Here is an 18,837-nt window from a genome sequence, read left to right as displayed (position 1 = left end):
TCCAGACGCAGTTTCGGATCGCAGGGTGTTGGGGAAATTTTGGCTGGGGGACTAGGAATCGAACCTAGGTAGTCAGATCCAGAGACTGACGTCCTACCGCTAGACGATCCCCCAACCGGCCCTCACAGTAATATAAGGGCTTCCGTTCAGTCAAGATCGACGCCGATTCTCGCACAACATCGTTAGGTTCCGGCTGCCCGCTCGATGCCCCGGCGAAGCCGTCCAAGGGTACGTTCCCGCCCCAGCACCTCCATTACCTCGAAGAGTCCTGGACTCGCCGTGCGGCCGGTCAGGGCCACGCGGACCGGCTGGGCAATTTGGCCCATTTTCAGGCCTTCCGCCTCGACGAATTGCTTAAAGGTGGCCTCCCACGTCGGCTTATCAAAGGTCGGCAGTGATTCGAACCGGTCCGTCAGCTTGGTTAAAACCGGCGCGATAGCCGCAGAGAGGAACTTCTTGGCAGCCTCTTCTTCAAAGACGACGGCTTCGCCGAAGTAGGGTGTCACCCACTGCACCATTTCCACCAATGTCTTCGTCCGTTCGCGGACCAACACTACGAGCTGCCCGAGCCACTCCGTGGAAACGCCTTTCAGGTGATCACCCAGTCCGGCCGCCTCCAGCAGCGGCCGCAAGGCTTCGGCAATCTGGCCGGGATGACTGGTCTTGATATATTCGGCGTTGAGCCAGAGCAGTTTGTCTGGATTGAAAACGGCCGGTGAGGTCTGCACACTCTTCCAGGAAAATTTCTCGATCAGCTCCTGGCGCGAAAATACTTCTTGGTCGCCGTGGGACCAGCCCAAACGAACCAGATAATTCACCATGGCATCCGGGAGATAGCCCATATCCTTGTAGGCCATGATCGAGGTCGCCCCATGTCGTTTGGAGAGGCGGGTCTTGTCGGATCCGAGAATCATCGGCAGGTGACCGAACCGAGGCAACGGAAACCCGAGGGCTTCAAATATGGGGACCTGCCGCGGCGTGTTCGTGAGGTGATCATCTCCGCGCACGACGTGGGTGATTCCCATTAAAGCATCGTCCACGACAACCGAGAAATTGTACGTCGGATAGCCGTTGGACCGTAGAATGATGAGATCATCGAGCACCTGGTTGTCGAAGACGACCCGCCCTTTAATCAGATCCTCGATGACGATCTGGCCTTCCTGAGGCGCCTTGAAGCGCAGCGCAGCATCCCCGGGAGGCGAGGTCAGGCCGAGGTTGCGGCAACGGCCGTCATAGCGCGGCGACAGCCCCTTAGCTTCTGCTTCCTTCCGGCGCGCTTCCAACTCCTCGGCTTTGCATACGCACCAATAAGCCCTCCCCTGCTCCAGCAGGCGCAACGCGTGAGCGCGATAGAGCTCCATGCGCTCCGTCTGGCGGAAAGGCCCTTCATCCCAGTCAAGCCCGACCCACTGCATCCCCTGAATGATTGCTTGAATCGACTCGTCGGTGGAGCGACTTTGATCGGTATCCTCAATCCGAAGCACAAACACACCGTTCTGCTGTTTTGCATAAAGCCAATTGAACAGCGCAGTACGGACCCCGCCGATGTGCAGAAACCCTGTCGGACTCGGAGCGAATCGAACCCGAACCTGACTCATGTTCGTCGTCTACCTTTCCGGATCATAAGGATGTCTCTCGCGGTGCGAGGACGGGGGCGGTATCTATAACATGGCCCCCTGGTGATGTACAGAATCGGCGCTTTCCATTCTCCATCGGTTTTTGCTATGAACGAGGCATGTCTGAACAAGCTCAACTGGCCGAAATCCGCTCCGTCACCACCCTGACTACGCATACGAGGCAATTGATCCTTCGTCCGATTGAGCGCCCCCTGAGTTTTCAGCCGGGACAGTGGATCTCCCTGCAGCTGCCCATCGGGGACCGGCCGCCACTCAATCGCGCCTATTCGCTGGCGGCTCCACCGTCCGACAATGGTGATCTCTGCCTCGTGTTCGACCATGTACCGGATGGACTGGCCTCAACCTATTTGTGTGGCCTGCAACCGGGTGCTCGATTCCCCTTTTCAGGCCCCTACGGTCGATTCGTGCTGCCGGAATTACAGGGGAAGCGGCTGCTGCTCCTGGGACGCTACTCGGGACTGGTCCCGCTACGCTGCATGATCCGGGCAATGGCCGATCGACAGAACCTGCCACGAACGACCCTGATCGCCCACGCACCAAGCCCAGACGAGCATCTCTACCATGAAGAGTTCACGGCGTTGGCCAAGACGAATCCAAATTTCACCTATGAGGCCGTCGTGAACGAACCCGCTGGTACTCTCGACGGCACGCTGGCGAAAGTCCGGCAGCTGGTGAACGGCGACCGGGCTTGCGTGCCCATGATCGCCGGTATCAGAGCCTTTGCCCACCCGTTGCGGGAGTTATTCTTGGAGCTGGGATTCGACAGGAAGGAAGTGAAGCTCGAAACCTACGACTAACGCAGGCTAGTGAGATTCCTTCACGAGATTCTTGTTGAGGGCCGGAATCTCTACCACCACATCTACCGTACCGTTGGGCACACACTGGCACCCCAACCTCGACTGCAACGTCGTTACCGGCGCTTCTTCCAACTGATCGAACTCGTCGTCCGTCCCTTCATTGCAGGTTTCCAGCCCCTTGCGCACGATCACATGACAGGTGGAACAGGCGCAGACGCCGCCACAGACATGCTCTAAATCGATGCCGTTGCCCATTGCGATATCCAGAATGCTGCCCGGCAAGCCGGTGGGGCCATAGGGAATCTTGTCCGGCTGCACGACCACCTTCTCCTCGGACTTGTCTGGATGAATGAATGTGATCGTGTAGGCCTTGCTCGGTAACTCTGCTTCAGCCTTCTGAATATATGGATTCGTGCCGCCCATCACACACCTCAAACAACGTTTAAGTGTTCAAAAATTCTAATGAATGTTGCTTCACATGCTTGTCACTTCCAGACTACCATTTAGAAGGAGCTCCTATTGACAGCCTCGAAGATCACGTGCTAACTTTTATACGACTCATTTGATCGGAGATCATTATAGTCTCCGATCTAACAAATCGGCAATAGCCATATGCTTAAACTTTCCAAAAAAGCAGATTACGGCCTCATGGCACTCCAGCACATCGCCTTACACCAGTTTGATGATGTGAGCCGCGCACGTGTGGTGAACACCAAGGAGATCGCAGAAGAATATCATATTCCGGCCGAGCTCTTGGCAAAGGTACTCCAAACGTTGGCGAAAAGCGGCATCATTGAAAGCCACAACGGACCAAAGGGTGGTTACCTTTTGGGTAAGAGCCCGCGGGAGATTACGATCGCCCAGGTGCTTGAGAGCCTTGAGGGTCCCCTCGGCATGATGGACTGTTCGCATGAAAAGGACGGTGATCCCTGCATGCAGCGGGAGCACTGTAACATCCGCACACCGTTGCTGAAGATTCAAAGCAGTATCTACCAATTGCTCAATAGCATGACCTTGCAGGATATGATGGGAGGAACCCCTCTCATTACCATTCAATCTATGACTACGGAACAAGAAGGAGTCGAGCGATGAAGTTCCCGATCTACTTGGACAACCATTCCACGACGCCGATGGACCCTCGGGTGCTGGAAGCCATGCTCCCCTACTTCACCGAAAAATTTGGAAACGCGGCAAGCCGCAACCATGCGTTCGGATGGCAGGCGGAAGAGGGCGTCGAGAATGCTCGGAAACAGATCGCCAAGTTGATCCACGCCGACCCAAAGGAAATTGTGTTCACCAGCGGAGCGACGGAATCCGATAACCTTGCGATCAAGGGCGTCGTGGAGATGTACCACGAGAAAGGCGATCACATCATCACGTCGTCCACCGAACATCGGGCCGTCCTCGATACCGCGAAGGGGCTGGAAGCCAAACGCGGCCTCAAGGTGACCTATCTCCCGGTCGACAAGTTCGGCATGGTGAACCCAGAGGACGTCCGGAACGCCATCACCGACAAGACCATCCTCATCTCGATCATGTTCGCCAACAACGAGATCGGCACCCTGAATCCGGTGAAGGAGATCGGGAAGATCGCCAAGGAGAAGGGCATTCTGTTCCATTGTGACGCGACTCAAGGCGTCGGCAAGGTGCCGGTCAATGTTCAGGAGATGGGCATCGACCTGATGTCATTCACGGCCCACAAAATCTATGGCCCGAAGGGCGTCGGCGCCTTATATGTGCGCAAGAAGAATCCGCGCGTGCGTATCGCCGCCCAGATGGACGGCGGAGGCCACGAGCGGGGGATGCGCTCGGGTACGTTGGCGGTGCCGTTGATCGTCGGCTTCGGTAAGGCCTGCGAACTCTGCGAACAGGAAATGGCAGCCGAGGCGGCTCGGCTCACGACCATGCGTGACCGACTTCACAAAACCATCACGACCGCGCTGGAGGACGTCTATCTCAACGGTCACCCGACCGAGCGACTCCCAAACAACCTGAATCTGTCCTTCGCCTATGTGGAGGGGGAATCGTTGTTGATGGGTTGCAAAGAAATTGCGCTCTCGTCCGGATCGGCCTGCACCTCCGCCACCCTCGAACCTTCTTACGTTTTGCGTGCACTCGGTGTCGGAACGGAACTGGCGCACTCCTCGATTCGGTTCGGGCTGGGCCGCTTCACAACGGATGAAGAGGTTGACTACGCGGCCAAGAGGATTATCGAAACCGTCACCAAGCTTCGTGAGATGTCTCCGTTGTACGAAATGGCAAAGGAAGGCATCGATCTCAAGACGGTGCAATGGGCGGCACACTGACAGCGTGAAGGATGATCACTTTCTCGCGAATGCGCGTTCACACCCGGCGAACGGCGCGTCGCGCATGATGGAATATCAAGGAGGTTTGTATGGCCTACAGCGATAAAGTTGTCGATCACTTCAACAATCCCAGAAACATGGGCAGCTTCAAGAAAGATGAAGAAGGCGTCGGCACCGGGATGGTGGGCGCGCCGGAATGCGGCGACGTCATGAAGCTGCAGATCAAGGTGCAGAACGACACGATCGTGGATGCCAAGTTCAAGACCTTCGGGTGTGGCTCGGCGATCGCGAGTTCGAGCCTCGCTACGGAATGGCTGAAGGGCAAAACGATCGAGGAGGCGGGCAAGATCAAGAACACGGACATCGTGCAGGAGTTGAATCTGCCTCCGGTCAAGATCCACTGCTCCGTGCTGGCGGAAGATGCCATCAAGGCGGCTTTGGCCGACTACAAGAAAAAGAGCGAAGACCAGGTCCCTGCGACCGAAGGCCAGAACAAGTAACCAGGATCCGCAACAAAGGAGTCGCAAGCATGGATACTCCCGAGACCTCGACCTCAACTCCCTCCGTCACCTTGACACCTGCAGCCATCAAGGAAGTCAAACGCCTGATCGATCTGCAGGGCATGACGGAAGGAGGGCTGCGCCTCGGAGTGAAGGGCGGCGGATGTTCCGGTTTGAGCTACACCATCAACTTCGACGAAAAGATCGGCCAGTACGACGCAGTGTACGAATTCGAGGGCATCAAGGTCATCGTCGATGCCAAAAGCGCCATCTACCTGCAGGGGACACAGCTCGATTTTCAGAAGGAAGGCCTTATGGGGGGACAGTTCAAGTTTGTGAATCCTAATGCCTCCAAGACCTGTGGGTGCGGTGAATCATTTTCGGCCTAGATGGCCGGATTCCTCGGTAACGTCGGATTCTTGGTGACAGCAACGTGGGCATGGTGCTATCGCGGCCATGCCCCTCGTGTTTAGGAGATCCCGTGGAACATACCCATAGCAGCCCAAGCGGCCGCACAGAACTGCAGATGGCACGCAGCATGTGCTGGCATTGTCAGTCGGAAATGACGGGGGAGTATTTTTGCGACCGCTGCGTCAAAGTGCAGCCGGTTTCGAAAGACACCGATTATTTCAGCTGCTTCGGTATTCCCAGGCGACTCACGATCGATCCGAGCAAACTGGAGGCCAAGTTTTACGAGCTCAGCCGCGCCTTCCATCCGGATTTCTATCAAAACAAGAGCGCAACCGAACAGGATATTAGCCTGGGCAACGCAGCGATGCTCAATACCGCCTACCGGACGCTTCGCGATCCGATTCAACGCGCCGAATATCTCTTGGATCTCGAAGCCGGTGCGGTGAAAGAGATTCGCAATACCCCGCCCGCCGACCTGTTCGAAGAGATCCTCGAGCTGCAGGACACGCTCGAGGAATACCGAGCATCCGACCGAGGGTCTGAGTCAGGCCGCCAGCTCCAGGCAAAACTCCAGACCGAACAGCAGGCGCTCGAACAACGCAAACAGGACATGGAAACGCAGCTGCTACGGCTCTTCGGCGATTGGGACACACTTCAAGACCGTGGCGAGGCCACAAGCCAGGCTCGAGAAACACGCGACCGGCTCTTGAAGCAAATGCGGGAAATTCTCTCCAATCGCACGTACGTCAAAAACATCGTCAACGATCTCGTCGCGACGATCAGCTGACCAATCGACTGGTCACGGGACCCGACCACGAACGAAACAGGAGGGCTCTTTCAGCGTCACAACATGGCTAGAATCGTCGGCATCGATCTTGGCACCACCAATTCCCTCGTCGCCTACATGAAGGACGGCAGGCCATGCGTTATCGCCGGCCGAAACGGCCGGACGATGGTACCTTCCGTCGTGGCAATGACGGACAACGGACTCATCGTCGGAGATCCAGCCAAAGATCACCTGACGCGAAACCCCGAACGCACCGTGTATTCCGTGAAACGGTTCATGGGAAAGGGACTGCAGGATGTGCAGGGAGAACTGGCATACTTCCCATATGCGCTGACGGAACAGAACGGGGTCATCCGGATCAAGCTGGCCGAGAAGACGTATTCGCCCCCGCAGATTTCGGCGATGATCCTCAAGGAACTGAAACTGCGCGCGGAAGCACATCTGGGTGAAAGCATCACGAAAGCCGTCATTACCGTCCCGGCCTATTTCAACGACAGCCAGCGGCAAGCCACGAAAGATGCCGGCATGATCGCCGGGCTGGAAGTCCTGCGTATCATCAACGAGCCGACCGCCGCGTCGTTGGCGTATGGCCTCCAGGAAAAAACGCAGGGGACCATCGCGGTCTACGACTTCGGCGGGGGCACATTCGATATCTCCATCCTGAAGTTAAAGAACGGAATTTTCGAGGTACTCGCCACCAACGGGGATACCCACCTAGGCGGCGACGATTTAGACCACCGGCTCGGTAACCTGATCGTGGATGAAATCCGCCGGTCCCGCTCCATCGATCTCAATGCGCACCCTGACCACATGCAGGCTGTGCGCCTCGAGGCAGAACGGGCAAAGATCCTCCTTTCCGACGAGTTCAAGACTGACATCGTCGTCGACCTTCCGGACGGCAAAGGACGCTTCACGCGAGAACTCACGCGGGAGCAACTCGAGTCGCTGACTCTCGATATCATCGAGCGGACATTGGCTCCCTGCCGCTTAGCGTTGAAGGACGCGGGCCTCAAGCCGACCGACATCGACGAGGTGGTCTTGGTCGGCGGATCCACTCGCATGCCCCTTGTCCGACGCCGCGTAGAAGAACTCTTCGGCAAACCCCCGCACTGCGAATTGAATCCCGACGAAGTGGTCGCGCTCGGCGCCGCGGTACAGGCCGATATTTTGAGCGGCGGCACGACGGATATGCTGCTGCTCGACGTGACCCCATTGTCACTGGGCATTGAAACCATGGGCGGGGTCATGAGCAGCCTGATTCGACGCAACACTACCATCCCGGCCAGCGCGAAGGAGTTGTTCACAACCTATGTGGACGGCCAGACCGGCGTCGACATCCATATTCTCCAAGGCGAGCGCGAATTGGCGCAGGACAACCGAAGCCTGGCAAAGTTCCGGCTGAAGGTTCCGCCGCTCCCAGCGGGAGTGCCCCGCATCGAGGTGACGTTCCTCATCGATGCCAATGGCATCTTGAACGTGACGGCAAAGGATATGCGCACGGGCCAGAGCCAGTCCGTCGATGTGAAGCCGTCCTATGGATTGTCCGATCAAGAAGTAGAACGGATGATCGAAGATTCATTCAAGTTCGCGAGTGAAGACGTGAGCGCCAGGAAGTTGATCGAGACCAGACTCGACGCGGGAGCACTGATCACCACCACGGAAAAATCCCTGGCTGAGGCGAGCCACCTGGTTGCCGCCAGTGAACTCGCCGCTATTCGTGAGGCACTGTCGGCTCTCACGGCAGCAAAGGACGGCTCGGACCCCAAGGCGATTCGCGCCTGCATGGCGGCATTGGAAGACACGGCCAAGCCCCTGTCGGTGAAAATGTTGGATGAGTCCTTAAAGCGGGGGCTACAGGGCAAGAGAGTCACGGAAGTGACCTAGGAACAGGAGACGGGTACCACCATGAATTTGAAATGGAATGATGCCGAGGATATCGCGATTCAGCTCGTAGAAGCCCACCCCGAGACGGACCCACTCACGGTCCGGTTCACCGATCTGCACGCCTGGATCATCGCACTCCCCGATTTCAAGGACGACCCGAAGAAGTCGAACGAAAAGATCCTCGAGTCGATCCAGATGGCTTGGCACGAAGAGTATCAGGACTCGCGCTCCTAAGGCCGCACGCCCCACCACTCATCGTTTACGTAATCTTGAAATCACCTACGGGTTTGACGACGCACTGCTGTCTGGGATCTGGTCCAGCTTATAAAAATCGGTGGGGTCCAGTTTGGGGCCGACGCTCTTGGTGGGTTCGGTGCCTTTGGTGAACAGTTCGACCGTGCCCTGCTGTTCGTCCTGATCGCTCAGCAGCGCAGTGGAAGGATCGACCTTCACGAACATCACGCCATCGGGAATCTCGAACGGCACGACGGGAAGCTGCTTCAAGGCCTCGCGCATGAAACCGATCCAAATCGGCAGAGCCGCATGCGCGCCCGACTCGGTTTCGCCCAGGGGGCGACGATCGTCGAATCCCACCCAGGTGCCCGCTGCAAGGTTCGGCGTCGACCCAATGAACCAAGCATCCGTGTAATCGTTCGTGGTACCCGTTTTTCCCGCGACCGGCCGATCGATTACGGCCTTCGCGGCAATCCCCGTTCCACGCTGAATTACGTCTTCCATCATATTCGTGATCAAATAGGCCGTTTCCTTGGAAACAACCTGCCTCGGTTGAATCACCGCCTGATCGAGCGTGCGCGCGCTGTTGTCTTGAACGCTGGCGATCGCATAGGGCTCCACCCGCATCCCTTGATTGGCGAAAACTCCGTAGACCGACACCAACTCCAGCATCCCGACACTGGATGAGCCCAAGGCCAGCGACAGGTCGGCTGCCAACGGACTCGTGATTCCGACTGTACGGGCGAAGTCGATGACGTTGCGAATACCTACCTTGTCCAGGAGCCGCACCGTGGCCAGGTTGTGCGAGTGGATCAAGGCCTCTCGCAGACTCACCATCCCGTGAAACCGCCGGCCATAGTTTTCGGGCTTCCAGGTCTTGTCCTCTTCTTCCTGTTCGTAGACCACCGGCGCATCGAGCACCACCGTGGCAGGGCTCATCCCTTGGTTCATCGCCGTCGCGTAGATAATCGGCTTGAACGACGACCCCGGCTGCCGATGGGCCAAGACCGCACGGTTGTATTCGCTTCTCGCAAAATCATACCCACCGACCATTGCACGGATCGCACCGGTCTTGGGGTCGATCGCAACCATCGCACCTTCGACCACCGGCGTCTGTTCGAGCCGCAAATGGATGGTATCCTTGTCGAGCTTCTTGATCGCGACTTCGATCACGTCGCCCGGGGTCAGCAACTGTTTGACGTTCTTGACCGGGACGGCGTCCTTGGTTGGATCCTTCCCTTTAAGGCGCTTCGTCACCCAGGCAAAATCCTCGTACGCCAGCCGACCCGTCATTGCGCCGATCTGCACCAGTACGTGGTCCTTGGCGAGTTTGAGGACGACGCCTTCCATCATGTCGCCTTCTTTCAACTTGAGCGTGGGATCGGGCGACGGCGTTTCCAGCGTGGTGAGATCGACCGTGCGGACCGGACCGCGCCAACCTTGCCGCTTGTCCAACTCCCGCAACCCCTGTAACACCGAGGCCTCGGCGGCCTTCTGCATCTCGACGTTGAGCGTCGTGAACACTTCCAGCCCACCCTTGTACACCATCGTCTCGCCGAACTTGGCGACCAGGAGCTGGCGGATATATTCGACGAAATAGGGGCCGAGGTGTTCGCTGCCGGGACGACGGAAGTTCAACTTCTCCGCAACAGCCTGTTCACGGTCAGCGGGGCTGATGAAACCGGCGTCCTCCATACGGGCCAGCACGTGCTCCTGCCGCTTCTTCGCTCGGTCATAGGCCTTGAACGGAGAATAGTGGCTCGGCGACTTCGGAAGCCCGGCGAGAAACGCGGATTCGGCCAGCGTGAGATTGCCCAAGTCTTTGCCGAAGTAGGATTGCGCAGCCGCCGCCACTCCATAGGCGCCCTGACCGAAATAAATCTGGTTGAGGTACATCTCGAGAATCTGCTCCTTCGAGAGCACCAACTCCATCTTATAGGCCAGGATCAATTCCCGTAGCTTTCGGTCGAACGTCCGATCGGCAGACAGAAACAATGAGCGCGCAAGCTGTTGGGTAATCGTGCTGGCGCCCTCGACCTTTTTCCCTCCATGCCGAAGATTCGTCACAGCCGCACGCAGGATACCCACGATATCCAAACCGGGATGTTCAAAGAACCGGGTGTCCTCGGTCGCAATGACCGCCTGTGTGAGGCTCTTGGGAATTTCGGGAAGAGGTTTCAGAAACCGGCGTTCGATGAAAAACTGGCCGATGATCTGCCGGTCATCGGAATAGACCCGGGTCACGAGGCTCGGCTGATAGTTCTGCAAAGGCTCGAGCGAGGGCAAGTCTTGGGAGAAGTAGTAGAGCACGCCGGCCGTGCCGCCGCCCCCCAGAAGGAGGCCCAACACCGCGACGATCAGGGTGATTTTCCACCAGCGCCATCGCCGGCGCGGCTTCTCCGGCTTATCGAGTAGGTGATCCAGTTCGGGCATGCAGTCGGATAATGATACTCGGGGGGAAGATATCGAACAGCGTCTCGTACACCATACAATGCATGTGCGATAAACTCAAGCAAGCTTCCATTTCATCAATGAGTTACAGGCCGTCGCGAAATTGCGCGTCGACTTGTGGGACATGCGGACATTCAGGTATACTGCAGTGCCATGACGCCTTCCTACGAAGGCGTCTTTTTTTTGCCACGTTCACAGCACTGGAATACCATGGGACAGGAGAACAGTACGTCGACAACCGCTCATGGTCTGCGCGCTCCGCAAGGGCGTCGGACCGACATTCGCAACATCGCCATCATCGCGCACGTCGACCATGGGAAAACCACCCTCGTCGATGCCCTGCTGCGCCAGACCCGCGTCCATCGCAAGATCGAAGACATGGGCGAGCGTATCATGGACTCCATGGACCAGGAGCGGGAACGCGGCATCACCATCCGCGCCAAGAACGCGAGCGTCACCTATAAGGATGTGAAGATCAACATCGTCGACACGCCGGGTCACGCCGACTTCGGCGGCGAAGTCGAGCGAACGCTCCGCATGGTCGACGGCGTGCTGCTGCTCGTGGACGCCAAAGAGGGGCCCATGCCCCAAACGACCTTCGTGCTGAGAAAGGCCCTGGCGCTGGGCCATAAGGCCATCGTGGTCATCAACAAGATCGACCGCCCCGATGCCGTCATCGACGACGTGGTGAACCGGACGTTCGATCTGTTCGTCCACCTCGGCGCGACCGACGAGCAATTGGATTTTCCCATCGTCTACGCGGCAGCCATCAAGGGCATCGCCACGCTCGACATCAACAAACCCGGCACCGAAATCACGCCGCTGCTCGATACGATTCTCGACAAGATTCCCGCTCCCGCCATCAGCCGGGAGGCCCCCCTGCAAATGCTCGTGCTGGCCTTGGCCTACGACTCTTATAAGGGGAAAATGGGCATCGGCAAGATCCAGTCTGGCTCACTCTCTCGTCGCCAGCAGGTCGTCACCATCGTGAAGGACGGCGGACTCGTCCAGGGGCGCGTTTCCGACCTGTCGGTTTTCTCCGGGCTTGATCGCACGGACGTGGAAGAGGCGGAGGCCGGCGAGATCGTGGCCGTCGCCGGGCTCGACGAGGTCAATATCGGCGATACGATCGCGGACGCAGCCAGCCCATCAGGACTCCCGCGCGTGACCATCGACGAACCGACCGTTCAGATGACGTTTTCGGTGAATAACAGCCCCTTTGCCGGACGCGAAGGGAAATATCTCACGTCGCGCCACCTTCGCGAGCGGCTCTTCAAGGAACTCGAGACCAACGTCTCGCTTCGCGTGCAGGAGACCGACAGTGCGGATCGCTTCCTCGTGGCGGGCCGGGGCGAACTCCATCTCGGAGTCCTCATCGAACAGATGCGTCGCGAGGGCTACGAACTGCAAATTTCGCAACCGGAAGTTATTCTCCATCGGGACGGCGACACCGTCACCGAGCCGTATGAGGAACTCACCGTCCAAGTCCCGTCGGAATACCAGGGACCGGTCATCGAAGAAATCGGCAAGCGCCGGGGCGAACTGCGACACATGAAGCTGGCGCATTCGGAAGGCAGCGCCAGCGAAATGCACATCGAGTACCATATCCCCACCCGCGGCATCATCGGCTTGAAGAACATCCTGTTGGCCAAGACTCGCGGCACCGTGATTCTGCACCACGTGTTTTCAGGTTATGCGGCAGCGGACGAAAAAGCCTTGCTCGTCGCTCCGCACGGGTCGTTGGTGGCCTTCGAAGCCGGAACCAGCACCGCCTATGCGCTGTTCATGACGCAGGAGCGTGGCGAGTTATTTATCGGCCCGGGCGTGGAGGTCTATCAGGGCATGGTCGTGGGGCAAAACAGCCGCGACGAAGACCTGGACGTCAACGTCTGCAAACAGAAGCAGCTCACCAACATGCGCGCGGCCGGCTCCGACGAAGCGCTGGTGCTCACACCCCCGCGCGAAATGACGCTCGAATTTGCCATGGAATACATCGGTCAAGACGAACTCGTCGAAGTCACGCCGAAGAACCTCCGTTTGCGGAAGCGGATGTTGAACCCGGAAGATCGCCGGAAAGCCAAAAAGAGCGGCAAGTAGCCGCAGGATTGCAGTGCACCCGCCTGTGGGCGGCCGACATGAAGATTCGGAAGAAAGCGCCGAAACCTTCCCCATCGAAACCACCGCTTTACCTGATCGGCTACCGCTACTCCGCCCCGTCGCTCGATGAGCTGAAAATCTGGTACGACTTGGAATACGGGGGCCCGCTGAACGCGGCCCCCGGCGAGCCGGGCAACAGCTCCGCGCTCAGCCATGGGCCCTGGCACGCCCGATTACTCATGCGCATGCCCGAATCGGAGGCCGCGAGGTGGCAGGAGGTGCTGACCTGGGATCACGAGGCGCTCACGGTCGTCTCACCGGCCGGAACGACGCCCGGCATGGTCCTCGACACCGTGCTGTTCGCCGCACGAGTCGCACGCGGAATGACGCTGCTGACGCAGGGCACGGCATTCGACGTCGTTGCACAACAGTACCTCAATCCCTCTGACTGGAGCGATCGGCCGCTGACGGCCTTTCAAGGACAGGACCACGTCTCCGTGCACCACACCGAGGCGGAAGACCCGGCGTTTGAGTGGTTCTACACCTTGGGCATGAGCAAATTCGGCCTGGATGAGATTGAACTGCTCCGTCCACGCGGGCTGCCTGCCTTGGATGCCATCGAGTTACTCACGGAGACCAGCAATGGGGTCTTGCGGTCGGGGCAGAACCCAAAAGTCGGCAACGCCCTCGATTTGCCGACCCTGGCCCAGACGGTTCGTTTCGTCAAACACCGCACTGCTGCGCCGACCGGCCGAATGACCAGCTTCCGTCAGATCGCGACCTGAACGCTCTCCGTTTCTCCCCGTCTTTCCAGCCAGTTACAGAATTTTTCGATATCGCGCTAGGTCTTCTGGCCCCGTTGACAAGGTTTTTCCGGGCGTGATACCACGAGACTCGCTTGGTACTCCGCGTACCTCTTAGTGACCTAACCTAGCAGGGAGGATTCCGATGGGTGATGTGGCTGCAGAAATTAAAGTCGGCGATGCCGCGCCGGATTTTACGTTAAAAGATCAGGATCAGAAAGACGTGAAGCTGAGCGAGTTCAAGGGCAAGAAGAACGTCGTGCTCTGCTTCTATCCGCTCGACTGGAGCCCGGTCTGCCAGGGTGAGAACAAGTGTCTGACCGACGACTTCCCCAAGTTCCAGGGTGCCAATGCCGAAGTCTTCGGCGTGAGCTGCGACAGCTTCTTTTCACACAAGGCTTGGGCCGACTCGCTCGACCTCAAGCATCGGTTGCTGGCCGACATGCATCGCACGGTGAGCAAGGCCTACGGCCTGTATTTCGAACCGCTGAACTGCTCCAAGCGCGCGACCGTCATCATCGATAAGAACGGCAAGGTCGCCTACGTGAAGGTGCAGGAGATCAAGGTGGCGCGGGAAGACAAGGACATTCTCGCGGCATTGCAAAAGCTCGGATAGACCGAAGTCATCGGGACCGGGAAGTATCGACTTTCCGGTCCCGACGATCCTTTACACAGCATACGCGGGACAATCTGCCAGCGGGAAAATATAGATGGGTACCGTCGAAGACGTCAGGGACGAAAACTACAAAGAATTTACCGAGAGCGCCGGAGCCGTCGTCGCCTATGGCCTGGCGACATGCGAGCCCTGCAAGCAATACGATCCCATTTTGGAAGAAACCGCCGCTAAGTTCCCCACTATCAAGGTCGGCAAGGCGAAGATGCATGTGCCTGGTCGCTGCCGCGAGATCAAGAAATCCCATACGTTCGAAACCTACCCCACGACGCATTTCTTTGCGCACGGGAAGCTGTTGTTGACCCGTGAAGGTGTCGTCGAGCCGGCGGAACTTGCCGCTCTGATCAACGACCACCTGCTGAAGTAGCCGCATCCCTGTCCGCCAACCCTCCGATTGCCTCCCGGGGAGGATCGAGTACAATAACTCGATGCGCCGGCCAATTCGTCACGCTCTCGCGCTGCTGCTGACGTTGTTCCTTTCGACCAGTGAAGCCCAGACCGATATCCTGCCCCCTGATGGCCGATCCGGGATGGTCCTGATTCCATCCGGCGCCTTCACGATGGGGAGCGATAAGGGAGAAGATGACGAGCGCCCGATGCATCAGGTGTCGCTCGACAGTTTTTACATCGACCGAACCGAGGTCACGGTTTCACAGTACGCGGACTTTCTGAGGCTTGAGCACGCCGATCCACCCTTCAAATGGCACGAGGCGCGGGAGAGCAGCCACGGGAATAAGCCGGTCGTCGGGATCGACTGGTTCGATGCCCGGGAATACTGCCGGTGGAGAGGCGGACGGCTTCCGACCGAAGCCGAGTGGGAGAAGGCCGCAAGAGGTACGGACGGCCGAACCTATCCCTGGGGTGAAGAACATCCGACCAAGGCGCACGTGAATGCAGGGCAAACCAAGTGGGTCGGATACGACTCGCTCGCACGGGCCGCCCGTTACGAGCGGGGGAAAAGTCCGTATGGCGTCTACGATATGGCCGGGAGCCTATGGGAATGGGTCGCTGACTGGTACGACCAGGCCTATTACCAATCCGCACCACGCAACAATCCGCCGGGGCCCGCTGCCGGCCCCTTACGAGTTCTGCGAGGAGGGGCTTGGAATAACGACTCACGGGCGATCAGAGCGGCAAACCGTGCTGCCTATGCCCCCAATGCCCGCCGAAACGATGTCGGGTTTCGTTGTGCAAAGAATGCGGATTAGAACTGGCGCGACACGGCGTGGGCCATCGGTTTGGCTGCCGTCATCCGTTCCAACTCCGGCGCGGCTTCGCCGGCCCTGAGTCGGATCTTGAAGACTACTCGCCGGCTCTTGTCCCGATCCGGCATCCGCGCTCCATCCAGCACAAGGTCCTGCCGGCCTCGACCGCTCGCCGACGTTTTCTCCTGAAAGCAGCGGGAGGCCCAGGGTACTCGCTCTTCGATCACTTGCAGGCTTTTCACCATGACATTGAGCGACCGCTCTTGGCTCAATCGCAGGTTGTGGATGTCGGAACCTCGGTCGTCCGTATGGCCCTCGATGACCAGAGAATCAATTTTTTCCCTGAGTGCGCCGCACAGCAGCCCGGCATAGGTCGGCATCGATTCGACCAGGAACCGGTCGGCCACGGACGAGAGCGTACCCTTCCCAAATTCAAAATTCAGCAGTTGCTCCGGAACCACGATCCGCAGAACGTTCGGATCGGCCGGGTCCGCATCCAACGAGAGGTCGAAGCGCTGAAAATGGTCCCGAAGTTGTCCTTTAATGTCTTCCGCCATGGCCCGCGCCGTTTTCCGTTCCGGTACCGGCTCCGGCACCTGGACCTTGGCTTGAGACTCGGTTTCCGACACTTTCGTCACGTACGCCGTAAACAGGAGGATGAAGATGACCGCGAGGGACGTCATCAGATCCGTGATGCCGACAGTCAGGACCGACGTCCCTTCCCCCGATTCCGATTGCAGAGGTCGTTTCATGTCAGACCGCCCCCTTCGCTTCGATCCCCTGTCGCCAATTGGCAAACCAGCGCAACCCCATCATGCCCTCGTCCGCCTCTTGCTCGCCGGCGCCCTGACCAACTACCACCGGCTCGGCGGACTCGATCGGCTCCATCGCCTGTATCGACTCCATCGTGACCATTTCCTCCGGCATGGGCCGCCGACTCTCATCGAAGCTCCGAGCATCCTGACGCGGAGCAGCCGCCGAGCGATGGGGCCTAGGCTTCCCCTCGCGGTCCAGCTTCAGTTCCTCCACCGACCGCGACAGCGCCTGAATCGCGTGGTTCAGTTCCAAAATCGGCGCCGCGATGGTCTGTTGCATGATGCGCGTGAGCTCCTCCGTCGAGCGCGCCTGGCTTCCGCTTCCACTGCTCGGCTCCCAGCGGGTCAGGCCTTCGACCGCATCACGCAGCGCCGAGACAGTCGGTGTCAACCGGTCGCTGAGCGTTCCGGCCAACCGCTCGGCCAGGTCTCCCGTCGGGACCGAGCTGGCCACCACCGTCGAGGCCTGTGCCTGCCCGGCTGGCGTGAAATTCTCCAACATCTGTTCCATCGTCTTGCGCGGGAAGAGTTCATCCACCATCGTGAGGAACTCCTGCTGGGTCGTTGTCAGACGGTGGAACGCTGATTTCTCCAGGAGCACGAAGAGGTTGGCACAAACCAAGCCGACGATCGACGTGAGAAACTTGCCGGCCAGTCCGTTGATCAACCCCTGGATCCCGACGATCTGCGACCCGTCCGCATGGAGCTTGCTGAGCCCGATGAGAATCGCCAAAAACGTCAGCAGCAGACCGATGCCGGTGATGAGGGATGGGAACTGGTGGTAGAAGGCCAAATTCAATTTGCTGTTCAACAAGTCGCGGGGAAAAAACTCCGCGGCGGGACGCGTCGCAAACACCCGAGGTTCAATGAACCAGGCGGTCCGCTCAATGACAAACGTCTTTCGGAAATGGAGCCAGGCCTGCTCCAACAGAGGCTCTCGCCTGACCGCCACATCCAGAGCTTGTAAATCATCCAAATCGATACGGTTGGGCCTGGCGACCGCCTGCTTGGACTGTTTTTTCGGATCGCTCAGCGCCCCGATCGACAGCCACTCGGATTGCAGACCCTTTCGCGCCTTGGCAAGCGCGCTCAGGGTCGGATGCACCCGCAGATAGCATCGTTGGATGCCGGACACCCCTACGGTAAGCCTGGTCACATGCCAGAGGAAAAATACCACCAGGCCGCAGGAGCCGAGCCAGCTCAACATCGGGCTGTGAAGCCCGCCGAATAATGCGATATCGCGGCTGAGGAATTCCCAGAATCCGGTCATGCTTGCGTCCTCCCCCAAATCCCTTCACCAAGGTCTTGCCTTGCCTCCTAGTCGTGTTCAACTTTCAGGCCAGCGCGCGGGCAAGCTGATACAAGGAAATCCGGGCCGTTCGCGGGAAAAGCATGCGTCTGATACGAGGGACCGGGCAAGAACTGCCCAGGCTAGGGAAGAATCTGCAGGGTGACTAGGGACGACCGACTGAATCCATTACCCCGCGTATTCATACGCGAGGTCACGTGTTCGGACCAGCCTCACGGATTGGAGGACTCCACCAGGGACAAAAGACACGATCCGATCCCACACCGTCTTGGCCAAGAATTCGCCGGTGATAGCCTGCGTGCCGAGGGCAGTCCGAAGATCCTGCCCGTCGAACAGGGCCAGGACCCGCTCCTTGAGCAATCGGTCGAGCGCTACGATATCGGTCACCATGCCGGTCTCAGGGTCGATTCGGCCATGCACCGTGACGTACAGGTCCCACGTATGCCCGGCATGGGATTCATGAACCGCCGTGAATGAGTAGCGCCGCGTGACTGACGCCGCGTCCAACCCACCTCCGGCCGTGAGGTCTGCGCAGAGATCCTCGTCCTCATAAAGTCGCACCGTGTGCAATGTGCCGATGTCGGGTTGGAACTGCAGCTTTTCCCATAACACGCGGGCGATGTTCTCAGAGGTCGGAATACGCTTCGTAAAGTAAGGCAAGTCCAGATTGAGATGCTTGTGATCGAATTCTTCCAGCACCTGCAGGAGGATGCGCTTGAGGTCAAAGAGGTTGATGACCATACCGGTGCGGCGATCAACCTCACCGGCGATCGTCACTTCCAGCATGTAGTTGTGCCCGTGGCCCGGCTCATTGTAGCAGGCGCCGAAGACCGCGCGGTTCTTCGCCTCATCCCACTCCGGCTTGCAATAACGGTGGGAGGCGGCGAATTCGATACGTTTGGTGAGCAGAACAGCAGCCATGATTATT

Annotated in this window: 19 protein-coding genes and 1 tRNA gene; 13 read left to right on the top strand and 7 right to left on the bottom strand. The window is 58.5% G+C overall.

Translation table 11 applies throughout. The annotated features are described in order from the left end of the window. Positions 1 to 40: 40 nt before the first annotated feature. Positions 41 to 114: transfer RNA gene (locus KF814_12945), tRNA-Gln, on the bottom strand. A gap of 68 nt (positions 115 to 182) precedes the next feature. Next, on the bottom strand, positions 183 to 1,598 hold the full coding sequence (gene gltX, locus KF814_12940; protein MBX3237051.1) for a glutamate--tRNA ligase: 1,416 nt from the start codon (positions 1,596 to 1,598) through the stop codon (positions 183 to 185). Between the two features lie 137 nt (positions 1,599 to 1,735). Between gltX and KF814_12935 the strand changes: the two genes are divergently transcribed. Then, positions 1,736 to 2,434, top strand: coding sequence for a hypothetical protein (locus KF814_12935; GenBank protein MBX3237050.1), 699 nt, complete (start codon positions 1,736 to 1,738; stop codon positions 2,432 to 2,434). 6 nt (positions 2,435 to 2,440) lie between these two features. Here KF814_12935 and KF814_12930 read toward each other — a convergent pair whose 3' ends face one another. After that, complete coding sequence (locus KF814_12930) at positions 2,441 to 2,857, bottom strand: 2Fe-2S iron-sulfur cluster binding domain-containing protein (protein ID MBX3237049.1); 417 nt, start codon at positions 2,855 to 2,857, stop codon at positions 2,441 to 2,443. Positions 2,858 to 3,046: 189 nt separating this feature from the next. Between KF814_12930 and KF814_12925 the strand changes: the two genes are divergently transcribed. The 7 genes from KF814_12925 (at position 3,047) to iscX (ending at position 8,556) form a co-directional block, all read left to right on the top strand. Then, the gene (locus KF814_12925) at positions 3,047 to 3,526 is read left to right on the top strand and encodes an Rrf2 family transcriptional regulator (protein ID MBX3237048.1); all 480 of its coding nucleotides are present in this window, start codon (positions 3,047 to 3,049) and stop codon (positions 3,524 to 3,526) included. Beyond that, positions 3,523 to 4,740 carry an IscS subfamily cysteine desulfurase gene (locus tag KF814_12920; protein MBX3237047.1) on the top strand — a complete coding sequence of 406 codons (1,218 nt, stop codon included), beginning with the start codon at positions 3,523 to 3,525 and terminating at the stop codon, positions 4,738 to 4,740. The genes KF814_12925 and KF814_12920 overlap by 4 nt, the downstream gene beginning before the upstream one ends. An 89-nt stretch (positions 4,741 to 4,829) precedes the next feature. Continuing rightward, positions 4,830 to 5,240, top strand: a complete 411-nt coding sequence (gene iscU, locus KF814_12915) for a Fe-S cluster assembly scaffold IscU (protein ID MBX3237046.1) — start codon at positions 4,830 to 4,832, stop codon at positions 5,238 to 5,240. A 29-nt stretch (positions 5,241 to 5,269) separates the two neighbouring features. Beyond that, positions 5,270 to 5,629, top strand: coding sequence for an iron-sulfur cluster assembly accessory protein (locus KF814_12910; protein ID MBX3237045.1), 360 nt, complete (start codon positions 5,270 to 5,272; stop codon positions 5,627 to 5,629). Positions 5,630 to 5,721: 92 nt separating this feature from the next. Continuing rightward, positions 5,722 to 6,438 (top strand): Fe-S protein assembly co-chaperone HscB, encoded by a 717-nt coding sequence (gene hscB / locus KF814_12905; protein ID MBX3237044.1) that lies wholly within the window; start codon positions 5,722 to 5,724, stop codon positions 6,436 to 6,438. A 63-nt stretch (positions 6,439 to 6,501) separates the two neighbouring features. After that, positions 6,502 to 8,322 carry a molecular chaperone DnaK gene (gene dnaK / locus KF814_12900; GenBank protein ID MBX3237043.1) on the top strand — a complete coding sequence of 607 codons (1,821 nt, stop codon included), beginning with the start codon at positions 6,502 to 6,504 and terminating at the stop codon, positions 8,320 to 8,322. 21 nt (positions 8,323 to 8,343) lie between these two features. Continuing rightward, positions 8,344 to 8,556 (top strand): Fe-S cluster assembly protein IscX, encoded by a 213-nt coding sequence (gene iscX, locus KF814_12895; protein ID MBX3237042.1) that lies wholly within the window; start codon positions 8,344 to 8,346, stop codon positions 8,554 to 8,556. Between the two features lie 45 nt (positions 8,557 to 8,601). Here iscX and KF814_12890 read toward each other — a convergent pair whose 3' ends face one another. Then, complete coding sequence (locus tag KF814_12890; GenBank protein ID MBX3237041.1) at positions 8,602 to 10,989, bottom strand: PBP1A family penicillin-binding protein; 2,388 nt, start codon at positions 10,987 to 10,989, stop codon at positions 8,602 to 8,604. 228 nt (positions 10,990 to 11,217) lie between these two features. On the opposite strand from KF814_12890, the gene typA reads away from it, so the two are divergent. The 5 genes from typA to KF814_12865 all read left to right on the top strand — a co-directional run bounded on the left by typA (position 11,218) and on the right by KF814_12865 (position 15,788). After that, complete coding sequence (gene typA, locus KF814_12885; GenBank protein ID MBX3237040.1) at positions 11,218 to 13,104, top strand: translational GTPase TypA; 1,887 nt, start codon at positions 11,218 to 11,220, stop codon at positions 13,102 to 13,104. Between the two features lie 38 nt (positions 13,105 to 13,142). Continuing rightward, on the top strand, positions 13,143 to 13,889 hold the full coding sequence (locus KF814_12880) for a hypothetical protein (protein ID MBX3237039.1): 747 nt from the start codon (positions 13,143 to 13,145) through the stop codon (positions 13,887 to 13,889). A 163-nt stretch (positions 13,890 to 14,052) separates the two neighbouring features. Then, the gene (locus KF814_12875; GenBank protein MBX3237038.1) at positions 14,053 to 14,523 is read left to right on the top strand and encodes a peroxiredoxin; all 471 of its coding nucleotides are present in this window, start codon (positions 14,053 to 14,055) and stop codon (positions 14,521 to 14,523) included. 94 nt (positions 14,524 to 14,617) lie between these two features. After that, positions 14,618 to 14,947, top strand: a complete 330-nt coding sequence (locus tag KF814_12870) for a thioredoxin family protein (protein ID MBX3237037.1) — start codon at positions 14,618 to 14,620, stop codon at positions 14,945 to 14,947. A gap of 61 nt (positions 14,948 to 15,008) precedes the next feature. Beyond that, positions 15,009 to 15,788, top strand: a complete 780-nt coding sequence (locus tag KF814_12865) for a formylglycine-generating enzyme family protein (protein ID MBX3237036.1) — start codon at positions 15,009 to 15,011, stop codon at positions 15,786 to 15,788. On the opposite strand, the gene KF814_12860 is transcribed toward KF814_12865, so the two are convergent. The 3 genes from KF814_12860 to KF814_12850 form a co-directional block, all read right to left on the bottom strand. Continuing rightward, positions 15,785 to 16,537: a hypothetical protein gene (locus KF814_12860; protein ID MBX3237035.1), complete on the bottom strand. Its 753-nt coding sequence runs from the start codon at positions 16,535 to 16,537 to the stop codon at positions 15,785 to 15,787. The genes KF814_12865 and KF814_12860 overlap by 4 nt on opposite strands. Position 16,538: 1 nt before the next feature. After that, positions 16,539 to 17,870 carry a hypothetical protein gene (locus KF814_12855; protein MBX3237034.1) on the bottom strand — a complete coding sequence of 444 codons (1,332 nt, stop codon included), beginning with the start codon at positions 17,868 to 17,870 and terminating at the stop codon, positions 16,539 to 16,541. Between the two features lie 207 nt (positions 17,871 to 18,077). Then, complete coding sequence (locus KF814_12850; GenBank protein MBX3237033.1) at positions 18,078 to 18,830, bottom strand: 6-carboxytetrahydropterin synthase; 753 nt, start codon at positions 18,828 to 18,830, stop codon at positions 18,078 to 18,080. Between the last annotated feature and the right edge of the window lie 7 nt (positions 18,831 to 18,837).

It is taken from the genome of Nitrospiraceae bacterium (assembly GCA_019637075.1).
Taxonomy (GTDB): domain Bacteria; phylum Nitrospirota; class Nitrospiria; order Nitrospirales; family Nitrospiraceae; genus JAHBWI01.
The sequence above is the reverse complement of the archived record's forward strand: the minus strand, read 5'-3'. Positions and strand labels throughout refer to the sequence as shown.

Coding starts and splice junctions, on each gene's coding strand:
- typA (MBX3237040.1), top strand. CDS start 11,218: ATGGGACAGGAGAACAGTACGTCGACAACCGCTCATGGTCTGCGCGCT.
- KF814_12870 (MBX3237037.1), top strand. CDS start 14,618: ATGGGTACCGTCGAAGACGTCAGGGACGAAAACTACAAAGAATTTACC.
- KF814_12930 (MBX3237049.1), bottom strand. CDS start 2,857: ATGGGCGGCACGAATCCATATATTCAGAAGGCTGAAGCAGAGTTACCG.
- iscX (MBX3237042.1), top strand. CDS start 8,344: ATGAATTTGAAATGGAATGATGCCGAGGATATCGCGATTCAGCTCGTA.
- dnaK (MBX3237043.1), top strand. CDS start 6,502: ATGGCTAGAATCGTCGGCATCGATCTTGGCACCACCAATTCCCTCGTC.
- KF814_12920 (MBX3237047.1), top strand. CDS start 3,523: ATGAAGTTCCCGATCTACTTGGACAACCATTCCACGACGCCGATGGAC.
- KF814_12935 (MBX3237050.1), top strand. CDS start 1,736: ATGTCTGAACAAGCTCAACTGGCCGAAATCCGCTCCGTCACCACCCTG.
- KF814_12910 (MBX3237045.1), top strand. CDS start 5,270: ATGGATACTCCCGAGACCTCGACCTCAACTCCCTCCGTCACCTTGACA.
- KF814_12875 (MBX3237038.1), top strand. CDS start 14,053: ATGGGTGATGTGGCTGCAGAAATTAAAGTCGGCGATGCCGCGCCGGAT.
- KF814_12860 (MBX3237035.1), bottom strand. CDS start 16,537: ATGAAACGACCTCTGCAATCGGAATCGGGGGAAGGGACGTCGGTCCTG.
- gltX (MBX3237051.1), bottom strand. CDS start 1,598: ATGAGTCAGGTTCGGGTTCGATTCGCTCCGAGTCCGACAGGGTTTCTG.
- KF814_12925 (MBX3237048.1), top strand. CDS start 3,047: ATGCTTAAACTTTCCAAAAAAGCAGATTACGGCCTCATGGCACTCCAG.
- KF814_12880 (MBX3237039.1), top strand. CDS start 13,143: ATGAAGATTCGGAAGAAAGCGCCGAAACCTTCCCCATCGAAACCACCG.
- KF814_12890 (MBX3237041.1), bottom strand. CDS start 10,989: ATGCCCGAACTGGATCACCTACTCGATAAGCCGGAGAAGCCGCGCCGG.
- iscU (MBX3237046.1), top strand. CDS start 4,830: ATGGCCTACAGCGATAAAGTTGTCGATCACTTCAACAATCCCAGAAAC.
- KF814_12850 (MBX3237033.1), bottom strand. CDS start 18,830: ATGGCTGCTGTTCTGCTCACCAAACGTATCGAATTCGCCGCCTCCCAC.
- KF814_12865 (MBX3237036.1), top strand. CDS start 15,009: ATGCGCCGGCCAATTCGTCACGCTCTCGCGCTGCTGCTGACGTTGTTC.
- KF814_12855 (MBX3237034.1), bottom strand. CDS start 17,870: ATGACCGGATTCTGGGAATTCCTCAGCCGCGATATCGCATTATTCGGC.